At 62.3% G+C, this 10827-nt stretch carries 8 protein-coding genes; 3 read left to right on the plus strand and 5 right to left on the minus strand.

Annotated features, from left to right (window positions below; translation table 11 throughout):
• The first annotated feature begins 9 nt into the window (after positions 1-9).
• Genes ACFPWW_RS05445 through ACFPWW_RS05455 form a run of 3 tightly spaced genes read left to right on the plus strand, consistent with a single transcriptional unit; the run spans position 10 to position 3897 of the window.
• Positions 10-366, plus strand: a complete 357-nt coding sequence (locus tag ACFPWW_RS05445; protein WP_112755849.1) for a sarcosine oxidase subunit delta — start codon at positions 10-12, stop codon at positions 364-366.
• Complete coding sequence (locus tag ACFPWW_RS05450; RefSeq protein WP_377310870.1) at positions 363-3356, plus strand: sarcosine oxidase subunit alpha; 2994 nt, start codon at positions 363-365, stop codon at positions 3354-3356. Before ACFPWW_RS05445 ends, ACFPWW_RS05450 begins: the two co-directional genes overlap by 4 nt.
• Positions 3349-3897, plus strand: a complete 549-nt coding sequence (locus ACFPWW_RS05455; protein ID WP_112563701.1) for a sarcosine oxidase subunit gamma — start codon at positions 3349-3351, stop codon at positions 3895-3897. The genes ACFPWW_RS05450 and ACFPWW_RS05455 overlap by 8 nt, the downstream gene beginning before the upstream one ends.
• A gap of 15 nt (positions 3898-3912) precedes the next feature.
• Here ACFPWW_RS05455 and ACFPWW_RS05460 read toward each other — a convergent pair whose 3' ends face one another.
• The 5 genes from ACFPWW_RS05460 to glgC form a co-directional block, all read right to left on the minus strand.
• Positions 3913-4401, minus strand: coding sequence for a MaoC family dehydratase (locus ACFPWW_RS05460; RefSeq protein WP_112563703.1), 489 nt, complete (start codon positions 4399-4401; stop codon positions 3913-3915).
• Between the two features lie 88 nt (positions 4402-4489).
• Positions 4490-6460, minus strand: coding sequence for a glycogen debranching protein GlgX (gene glgX, locus ACFPWW_RS05465; RefSeq protein WP_377310872.1), 1971 nt, complete (start codon positions 6458-6460; stop codon positions 4490-4492).
• Positions 6461-6473: 13 nt separating this feature from the next.
• Positions 6474-8105 carry an alpha-D-glucose phosphate-specific phosphoglucomutase gene (locus tag ACFPWW_RS05470; RefSeq protein WP_112563707.1) on the minus strand — a complete coding sequence of 544 codons (1632 nt, stop codon included), beginning with the start codon at positions 8103-8105 and terminating at the stop codon, positions 6474-6476.
• Between the two features lies 1 nt (position 8106).
• Positions 8107-9552 (minus strand): glycogen synthase GlgA, encoded by a 1446-nt coding sequence (glgA, locus tag ACFPWW_RS05475; protein ID WP_112754729.1) that lies wholly within the window; start codon positions 9550-9552, stop codon positions 8107-8109.
• Positions 9553-9555: 3 nt separating this feature from the next.
• A complete protein-coding gene (gene glgC, locus ACFPWW_RS05480) occupies positions 9556-10818 on the minus strand; it encodes a glucose-1-phosphate adenylyltransferase (protein ID WP_112563711.1) in 1263 nt (420 codons plus the stop codon).
• Between the last annotated feature and the right edge of the window lie 9 nt (positions 10819-10827).

The raw sequence follows: 10827 nt of genomic DNA on the forward strand, positions 1-10827 counted from the left end.
GAGGACATCATGCTGCTGATCTACTGCCCTTACTGTCAGGAAGAGCGTTCGGAGCTCGAATTCCGCGGCGCGGGCGACGCCCACATCGCCCGGCCGGCCAATATCGCTTCGATTTCGGACGAGGAATTCGAGGAATATTTCTTCCTGCGCGATAATCCGAAAGGCCTGATCTTCGAGCGCTGGCGGCACATGCACGGCTGCGGACGCTTCTTCAACGCGGCGCGCGATACCGTGAGCGACAAGTTCATCGTGACCTACAAGGCCGGCGAGCCAAAGCCAAACATCGGGCCGGCGGCGAAGCCGCATGCGCCGGTCGAGACCCATGAAGCTGTCGTTTCTGAAAATGCAGAAGGAGAGGCGCAATGAGCGGCGCGAACCGTATCGCCGGCAAGGGCCGGCTGACGCCCGCAAGGACCGCGCGTTTCACCTTCGACGGCAAGAGCTATACCGCGCTTGAAGGCGATACCGTTGCCTCGGCGCTGATTGCACACGGTGTGCATCTTGTCGGCCGCTCGTTCAAATATCATCGACCGCGCGGCATTCTTTCGGCCGGCGCCGAAGAGCCGAATGCGCTGATCGATGTCGCGCGCGACAGCGCCCGCAAACAGCCCAATGTGCGGGCGACCGTGCAGGAAGTCTTCGATGGCATGATCGTGAAGTCGCAGAACCGCTGGCCGTCGCTTTCCTTCGATGTCGGTGCGGTCAACGACCTCTTCTCGCCCTTCTTCGCAGCAGGCTTCTACTACAAGACCTTCATGTGGCCGCGGGCCGCGTGGAAGCGCATCTACGAGCCGATGATCCGCCGGGCGGCCGGCCTTGGCGTTGCGCCGACGGAAGACGATCCCGACCACTATGCCAACCGTTACGCCCATTGCGACGTGCTGGTCGTCGGCGCCGGCATTGCCGGGGTTTCGGCAGCGCTCGCCGCCGCCGAGGCCGGTGCAAAGGTCATCCTCTGCGACGAGCAAGCGGAGGCGGGTGGTGCGCTGCGCTTCGATACTGGTGTGAAAGTCGACGGGCTCGATGGTTATGCCTGGGTACAGAAGACCCTGGCGCAGCTGAGGGCCATGGAGAATGTCGAGGTTCTGACACGCACGACGGCCTTCGGTTATTACAACCACAATTTCGTCGGCCTCGTCGAACGCGTCACCGACCATCTCGCCCGCCCCGGCCGCGATCTGCCGCGTGAGCGGTTGTGGCAGGTGCGCGCCAAACGCGTCGTGCTGGCGACCGGCGCCATCGAGCGGCATATGGTGTTTCCGAACAACGACCGGCCGGGCATCATGCTCGCCTCGGCCGGGCGGATGTATCTCAATCATTATGGTGTCGCGGTTGGCCGCAAGGTCGGCATCTACACCGCTCACGATTCCGCTTACGAGGCCGCCTTCGATCTGAAGCGGGCAGGTGTTTCGATTGCCGCGATCGTCGATACGAGGCAGACGCCGGGTCAAGCGGTGCTGGCGGAGGCCCGTGCGCTCGGCATCGATGTGCTGACCGGGCAATCGGTGGTCAATACGTCGGGTGCGCTGCGTGTCTCGTCGATGACGGTGGCACGCAATGGTGGCGGTTCGCCCCGCAAGATCAGCATCGACGCGCTGCTCGTCTGCGCCGGCTGGACGCCTTCCGTGCATCTCTTCTCGCAGTCGCGGGGCAAGGTTGCCTTCGATGCCGGGACGCAGCGTTTCCTGCCGGGCACCTATGCGCAGGATTGCCTGTCCGTCGGTGCCTGCAACGGAACGGACGGCCTGCAGCAGACGGTCGAGGAGGCGCTCGCAGCCGGCGAGCTGATGGCGCGAGCCGTCGGCAGGCAAGCCGGCAGCAAGATCGCCGTTGCCGTCGAGCAGGCTTTCGACTGGACCGGCGGCATGATCGGCGCTGCCGAGGGCGCCGGGCCGGAGACGAATGCCAAGGCTTTCATCGATTTCCAGCACGATGTCTGCGCCAAGGATATCCGCCTTGCGGTGCGCGAAGGCATGCATTCGATCGAGCATATCAAGCGCTTCACGACGAACGGCATGGCTTCCGACCAGGGCAAGCTTTCCAACATGCACGGCCTGGCGATTGCCGCCGAAACGCTCGGCAAGGATATTCCGCAGGTGGGCCTCACCACCTTCCGCGCGCCCTATACGCCAGTCACTTACGGTGCGCTGATTTCGCATTCGCGCGGTGCCCTGTTCGACCCCGCGCGCAAGACGCCGCTGCATGCCTGGGAAGAGGCCAGAGGCGCCGTCTTCGAAGACGTCGGCAATTGGAAACGTGCCTGGTTCTACCCCCGCGCCGGCGAAACGATGCATCAGGCCGTTGCCCGCGAATGCCGCACGGCGCGCGAGGTGGCGGGCATTTTCGATGCCTCGACGCTCGGCAAGATCGAGGTCGTCGGGCCTGACGCGGCCGAGTTCATGAACCTCATGTATACGAATGCCTGGGATACGCTGAAACCGGGCAAATGCCGCTATGGCATCATGCTGCGGGAGGACGGTTTTATCTACGATGACGGCGTCGTCGGCCGTCTCGCCGACGATCGCTTCCACGTAACGACCACGACCGGCGGGGCGCCGCGCGTGCTCAACCATATGGAAGATTACCTGCAGACGGAATTCCCGCATCTGAAGGTATGGCTGACCTCCGTGACCGAACAATGGGCCGTGATCGCGGTCCAGGGACCGAAGGCGCGCGAAATCGTGGCGCCCCTGGTCGAGGGGCTCGATATTTCCAACGAGGCCTTCCCGCATATGAGTGTCGCCGAGTGCACGGTGGCAGGCATCCCGGCGCGTCTCTTCCGCGTCTCCTTCACCGGCGAGACGGGCTTCGAAATCAACGTGCCGGCCGATTACGGCCAGTCGGTGCTGGAGGCGGTCTGGGCCAATGCGGAGCCGCTTGGCGCCTGCGTCTACGGCACCGAAACCATGCATGTTCTGCGTGCCGAAAAGGGCTATATCATCGTCGGCCAGGATACGGACGGCACGGTGACGCCCGACGATGCCGGGCTTTCCTGGGCCGTCTCGAAGAAGAAGGCGGATTTCGTCGGCATTCGCGGTCTGAAGCGGCCCGATCTCGTCAAGGAAGGCCGCAAGCAGCTTGTCGGTCTTGCGACCAAGGATGCGAAGCTGGTGCTGGAAGAGGGCGCGCAGATCGTCGCCAACCCGAACCAGCCCAAGCCGATGACGATGCTCGGCCATGTGACCTCGGCTTACTGGTCTGAAAATTGCGGCCGCTCGATTGCCTTTGCACTGGTCGAAGGCGGGCGGAACCTGGTGGGCGAGACGCTTTATGTGCCGATGCCGGACCGGACAATTCCGGTCGAGGTGACGGATCTGGTGTTCTTTGACAAGGAAGGAGGCCGTATCCATGGCTGAGGTCGCAATTCGCAAACCCGCTCTCTCCGGTCTCCTTGCCGGTTCGGCGACGGTGCGCCTGACGGTGGCGCCGGTCGCAAGCCGTCTCTCGCTGCGCGCGCCGGCTGAATCCGTCCCGGCGCTCTCGTCCCTGCTGGGGCTCGCCTTGCCGACGAAGCCGAAGACTTCCGGCCGCGCCGGGGAGCGTTCGGCACTCTGGCTCGGACCGGACGAATGGCTCGTTATTGACGAGGCCGGCTCGGATCTTCCGGCGCTTCTTTCCGGTGCCGGTGTTCTTCATTCGGCTGTCGATGTGTCCCACCGCAATGTCGGCATCATCGTTTCCGGACCGGGCGCGGAGGCGACGCTGTCTGCAGGATGCCCGCAGGACCTTTCGCTGGAGATTTTCCCGGTAGGTGCCTGTTCGCGGACGATCTTCGGCAAGGCCGAGATCGTGCTCTTCCGCACCGAGGACGATACGTTCCGGGTGGAATGCTGGCGGTCGTTCTCGGACTATGTCTTCGGGCTGCTTGCAGAAGGCGCCGAGGACGCGAGCCATTAAGGCCCGTAGAAAACCTTAGGCGTCTTCCGGCCGGTCCTTTGGGTCGAACTGGATGATAGTGATCCAGCGGGCGGTCAGTGCCGGCTTCTTCTCGTTTTCGATTTCGATCGAGACATCGTAGGTCGTCATCAGCATGCCGGCGCCGCGGAAGCGGGCGTCGGAGAGCACGAAATGGCCGCGGATGCGGGTGCCGCTCCTGACCGGCGACATGAAGCGGACCTTGTCGAAGCCGTAATTGATGCCCATCGTCTGCTCACGAACCTTGGGCAGGCAATTGTAGTTCATCGTCGACAGCAGCGAGAGCGTCAGGAAACCGTGGGCAATGGTTCCCCCGAAGGGGCTTTCGGCCGCCGCTCGGACGGGATCGACGTGAATGAACTGGTGGTCGCCGGTTGCCTCGGCAAAGGCATCGATCATCTTCTGATCGACAAGGACCCAGTCAGACAACCCTGTTTCCGTGCCGACCAGCCCCCGGACCTCCGAGAGCGAAATTTCCATGACCATGCATTCCTCGTAAAAAGCCGTAGCCGCAAAGCCTTATCGCGCATTCGTGACGATTGCGATAACGATTCGTATGGGCGGGTTTGGCGGATCAATTTTCCACGAAAAACGTGACCGAACGTGGCTCGACGGTGGCGCGAGCGCCGACTTTTCGAGCGCCATCCGGCAGAAGCTGGAGCCAGTCTGCTGCGCCGGCTGCGGGAAACGTAAAGAGTTGATGCTGTTCGGAGCGGTTGAACAGGATGGCGAGGCGGGTTTTCTTGCGGCTGGAGCGGTCGTCGGTCGCAAGGATCATGCCGAGGGTGGACAGCGAAGGCGTTTCCCATTCGCCTGTCGTCATCGGCGCGCCGGATAGTGAAATCCATTCCACATCTCCGTCACCGGAGAAGAAGGCCAGTTCGGAGAAGACCGAGAAGCGGCGGCGAAGGGCGGCGACGAAGGCGGTGTGGGCGATCAGTTCCTCGTCCAGCCGCTTCCAGTCGACCCAGGTGATCTCGTTGTCCTGGCAATAGGCATTGTTGTTGCCGTGCTGCGTGCGCCCGCCTTCGTCCCCGGCCGTGAGCATGACGCTGCCGCGGCTGGCAAAGAGGGTGGAGAGGAGCGCTTTGACATCGCCCTTGCGGCGCTCCCGGATGACGGGATAGGCGGTTTCGCCTTCGACGCCGTTGTTCCAGGAATGGTTTTCGTTGTGACCGTCGCGATTGTTCTCGCCGTTCGCCTCGTTGTGCTTGCCGCTATAGGAGACGAGATCCAGGAGCGTAAAACCGTCATGGGCTGCGAGGAAATTGACGCTGCGGGTCTCTTTTGCGCCGTTGGCCGAAAAGATGTTCGATGAGCCGGCCAGCACGGTCGCCAGCGAACCTGTCTTCCAGTCGTCGCCACGCCAATAGCATCTGATGTCGTCGCGGGCACGGTCGTTCCATTCCAGGAACGGTGCCGGGAAATTGCCGAGCTGATAGCCGCCGGGGCCGATATCCCAGGGCTCCGCGATCATGATACGATCGGCGAGCAGGTCGTCGGCGAGGATCGCGGCCAGAGTGCCGTTCCGGTCGAAGCCGTTTTCAGTGCGACCGAGAACCGGCGCCAGATCGAAGCGGAAGCCGTCGATGCCGGCATTGCGGACGAAATGGCGCAGGCTGTCGATGACGAGCCGCTGGACGCAGGGCCGGTCGCAGGCAACCGTATTGCCGGTGCCGGTATCGTTGACGAGCACGGATGGCCGATCCGGCATATGGCGATAGTAGCTGAGATTGTCGATGCCGCGCAGCGACAGTGTGGCGCCGTAACGATCGCTTTCGCCCGTATGGTTGAAGACGAGATCGAGGATGACGGCGATGCCTTCCTCATGCAGCTTCGCCACGGTATCGCTAAGCTCCGCGATGCCGCCGGGCACGATACGCGGATCGAGCGCCATGAACGCGACGGGATTGTAGCCCCAGCCATTGCTCAGCCCAAGCGGCGGCAGATGCCGCTCATCGATCCAGGCCGTGATCGGCATCAACTCGACGGCATCGACGCCGATGCGTTTCAGGTGGGCGACGACGGAGGGATGGGCAAGAGCGGCGACCGTGCCGCGCTGAGCTTCCGGCACGTCCGGATGCAGGATGGTGAACGGCTTGACGGCCACCTCGTAAATAAAGCCGCCCGGCTTGAAGAGCGGCTTTCGGATTTTGACAGGCGCGTCCTTGGTGACGACCGCCTTCGGCATCAGGTGCTGCGTATCCTCGCCGAAGATGCCGAGGCGCGGGTCATAGCGGAACGGCCGGTCGACCTCTTTGGCATAGGGATCGACCAGCAGTTTCGAAGGATCGAACCAGAGGCCGTTGTCCGGGGCATAGATACCGTCCGCACGGTAGCCGTAGCGTGCGCCTTCCTTCAGTCCATCGACGAAAAGGCGGAAGACATGGTCGCTGTCGCGGGCCATGGGGAGCCTTGCATATTCCTTGCCGTCATCATCGAAAAGGCAGAGATCGACCTGTGCTGCGTGATGCGACCAGACAGCGAATTCGACGCCCGTTTCAAAGACGATGGCGCCGCCCTGTGCGGAACTGTTGCCCCCCATATGCCCCCCGGGATCAGGTGATCACGGTCGGCTCGTTGCGTCCCGTGCGCTCACGAATGTTGGCGATGCTTTCAGCGGCCGCGATGAGGTCTGCGAGCGCTTCCTGCGTCTCGATATTATGGCGAGTCGAATCCGGCTCATAGCGCTCGATATAGACGCGCAGGGTTGCGCCAGACGTGCCGGTGCCGGACAGGCGGAAGACGACGCGCGAACCGCCCTGGAAGAGGACGCGGATGCCCTGATGTTCGCTGACCGATTTGTCGACCGGATCGTGATAGGCAAAGTCGTCCGCCTTCTCGACGGTCAGGTCGCCGAAGGTCTTGCCGGGAAGGGTGGAAAGCTGGCTGCGCAGATTGTCCACGAGGCCGTTCGCGGCGTCGCTGTCGACGCCTTCATAGTCATGGCGCGAATAGTAGTTGCGGCCGTATGTCTGCCAGTGCTGGGTGACGATTTCCTGGACGCTCTCGCCGCGCACGGCCAGGATGTTCAACCACAGCAGTACGGCCCAGAGGCCGTCCTTTTCACGCACGTGGTTCGAACCGGTGCCGGCACTTTCTTCGCCGCAGATCGTCGCCATGCCGGCGTCAAGCAGATTGCCGAAGAATTTCCAGCCGGTCGGGGTCTCGTAGATGCCGATGCCGCGCTTTTCAGCCACACGGTCGGCCGCGCCCGAGGTCGGCATGGAGCGGGCAATGCCGGCGAGGCCGCCGGAATAGCCGGGCGCCAGGTTGGCGTTGGCGGCAAGGATTGCGAGGCTGTCGGAGGGGGTGACGAAAATGCCGCGGCCGATGATGAGGTTGCGGTCGCCGTCGCCGTCGGAAGCGGCGCCGAAATCCGGTGCGTCGTCACCCATCATCTCGTCATAGAGTTCCTTGGCATGAACGAGGTTGGGGTCGGGATGATGGCCGCCGAAATCCGGAAGCGGCATGAAATTGCGCACCGAGCCGGAGGGAGCGCCGAGGCGGTTTTCGAAGATTTCCTTGGCATAGGGGCCGGTCACGGCGCTCATGGCGTCGAAGGCGATGCGAAAGCCGAGGCTGATGAGATTGCGGATCGCGCCGAAATCGAAGAGCTCTTCCATCAGCGCGGCATAATCCTCGACCGGGTCGATGACCGAGAGGATCATGCCGCCCGGCAGTTCTTCCTTGCCGATGCGGTCGATGTTGACGTCGGCGAAGTCGGCGATCTTGTAGCTTTCGATCACCTTGGAGCGGGCATAGATCGCGTCGGTGATCTTTTCCGGCGCCGGACCGCCATTGTTGACGTTGTACTTGATGCCAAAGTCTTCGGTCGGGCCGCCGGGATTGTGGCTGGCCGAGAGGATGATGCCGCCGAAGGCCTTGTATTTGCGGATGATGTTGGAGGCAGCCGGCGTCGAAAGAATGCCGCCCTTGCCGACCATGACCTTGCCGAAGCCGTTGGCGGCGGCCATCTTGATCGCCTTCTGGATGACCTCGCGATTGTAGTAGCGTCCGTCGCCGCCGATGACCAGGCACTTGCCCTGATAGCCTTCCAGCGAATCGAAGATCGACTGGATGAAATTCTCCGCGTAGTTCGGCTGCTGGAAGACGGGAACCTTCTTGCGCAGGCCCGACGTGCCGGGTTTCTGGTCCTGATAGGGCGTGGTGGGAACAGACTTGATCATTTTAGCTCATGCCTTTCGAGACGAGGCTTGAATACAGGGCAACATAACGTTCGGCGCTCTTCTCCCAAGAGACATCCGACTTCATGCCCTGCTTTTGCAATTGGGTCCAGACTTTTTGATCCGCGTAGAGGTGCATGGCGCGGCGCAGCGCCTGTAGCATGCTTTCTTCGTTTACGGGTGCGAATTGTATGCCTGTCGCCACCTTTGCCGCAAGTGCAGCATGATTGGCGTCGATCACGGTGTCGTTGAGACCGCCGGTGCGCGCGACGATCGGCACGCAGCCGTAACGCAGGCCATAGAGCTGGGTTAAGCCGCAGGGTTCGAAGCGCGAGGGGATGATGATCGCGTCGCAGCCGGCCTGCATGAGGTGCGACATCGGCTCGTTATAGCCGATGGAAACGCCGATGCGGCCGGGGTTGCGGTTGGCGGCAGCCAGCAGCGCGCCTTCAAGGGCCGCCTCGCCGGAACCGAGCACGACGAGCTTGCCGCCGAGGGCTGCGATCCTGTCCGCGGTGCTTGCGACAAGATCCATGCCTTTCTGCCAGGTCAGCCGGCTGATGACGCAGAAGATCGGCGCGTCGTCATGGTCGAGATGGAAGAATTCCTCGATCGACCTGCGGTTCTCCGCGCGGTTCTTCAACGTCGTTGGGCCGTAATGCGTGTGGACGACCGGATCGGTCGCCGGGTTCCAGATATCGGCATCGATTCCGTTGACGATGCCGTGCAGGACGTCGCGGCGGCTGGCGATGACGCCCTCCAGGCCCATGCCGAATTCCGGAGTGAGGATCTCGTCGGCATAAGAGGGGCTGACGGTGGTGATGGCCGTGGCCGTTTGCAGACCGCCCTTCAGGAAGCCGACGGTGCCGTAATATTCGATGCTTTCGGTTGCAAAGGCGTGAGGCGGCAGACGCAGGCCGGGGAAGATATCGGCGCCGAACTGGCCCTGAAAGGCGATGTTGTGGATCGTCAGGATGCTCGGCAGTTCGGGCGTCGGATAGTAGCGCATATAGACCGGCACCATGGCGGCCTGCCAGTCATGGGCATGCACGAGATCCGGCCGCCAGCCGGGCAGAAGGCCGGCGGCAATCTCCGAACCCGCCAGCGACAGGGCAGCAAAACGGCGCCAGTTGTCGGGATGATCCTTGCCGGTCGTATCGAGATAGGGGCCACCCGGGCGGTCGTAATAGGCGGGCGCGTCGAGCACGAGAATATCGAGCCCCTGATGTTCGACCTCCAGCACCCTTGCCGGCTGGCCGAGCAGATCCGGAAATTCCAGCCGGACGACCGGGTTTTGCAGCACCCTCATGACGCTGGGATAGCCGGGCATGAGGGTCTTGGTTTCGACGCCGAAGGATTTGAGGGCTATTGGCAGGGCGCCTGCCACATCGGCAAGGCCCCCTGTCTTGATCAAAGGGAAGACTTCGGACGAAACCGAAAGAACTTTCATAAGTCAGATATCCAGCTTGTCGATCATCGGTTGCGTGATCAGGCAAATGCCGCTTTCCGTCCGCCTGAAGCGCCGTGCGTCCAGGTCGGGATCCTCGCCGACGACAAGACCTTCCGGGATGACGACACCATGGTCGATCACTACGTCCTTGAGCTGCGCGCGCCGACCGATCTTGACGTTCGGCAGAATGACCGCCCCTTCCAGCTTGGAATAGGAGTTGGCCCTGACACCGGTAAAGAGAAGGCTGCGGTTGAGGCTCGCGCCTGAAATGATGCAATCACCGGCAACGACGGAGGAGGTTGCCGATCCGCGGCGGTCTTCGTCGTCATGGACGAATTTCGCCGGCGGGGTGATTTCGGCATAGGTCCAGATCGGCCAGGACTTGTCGTAGATGTCGAGGGCAGGCACGATCGCCGTCAGGTCGATATTGGCCTGCCAATAGGCGTCGATCGTGCCGACGTCGCGCCAATAGGGTTCGTGCTCGAAATCGGAACGGACGCAGGATTTGGCGAAGCGATGGGCGACCGCCTTACCGTTCTTGACGATGTAGGGGATGATATCCTTGCCGAAGTCACGGCTCGAAGTCGGGTCGGCCGCATCGCGGCGCAGGAGATCGAGCAGGAATTTGGTGCGGAAGACATAGATGCCCATGGAGGCGAGCGCGAAATCCGGCTTGTCCGGAATGCCCGGCGGGTCGGCCGGCTTTTCGATGAAGGCGAAGATCTCGTCCTTTTCGTTGACGTGCATGACGCCGAAGCCGGTTGCCTCCATGCGCGGCACTTCCAGGCAGCCGATCGTCACGTCCGCGCCGGAATCGACATGCTGCTGGAGCATGTATTCGTAATCCATCTTGTAGACATGGTCGCCGGCGAGGATGACCATGTATTCGACGCCGTAATCCTCGATGATATCGATGTTCTGATAGACGGCATCGGCGGTGCCTTCATACCATTGCGTTTCGGATACGCGCTGGGAGGCCGGCAGGATGTCGAAACTTTCGTTTCGCTCCGGCCGGAAGAAGTTCCAGCCGCGCTGCATGTGGCGGATCAGCGAATGCGCCTTGTATTGGGTGGCGACGCCGATGCGGCGGATGCCGGAATTGAGCGCGTTGGACAATGCGAAGTCGATGATGCGCGCCTTGCCGCCGAAATAGACGGCCGGTTTGGCGCGTCGGTCAGTCAGTTCCTTGAGGCGGCTTCCCCGGCCGCCGGCGAGAACATAGGCCATTGCATCGCGGGCAAGTGGCTGAATGCGTTTTTCTACCATTTTCTCCTC

Origin of the sequence: Rhizobium sp. GCM10022189, from assembly GCF_042656325.1 — a bacterium.
GTDB lineage: Bacteria > Pseudomonadota > Alphaproteobacteria > Rhizobiales > Rhizobiaceae > Rhizobium.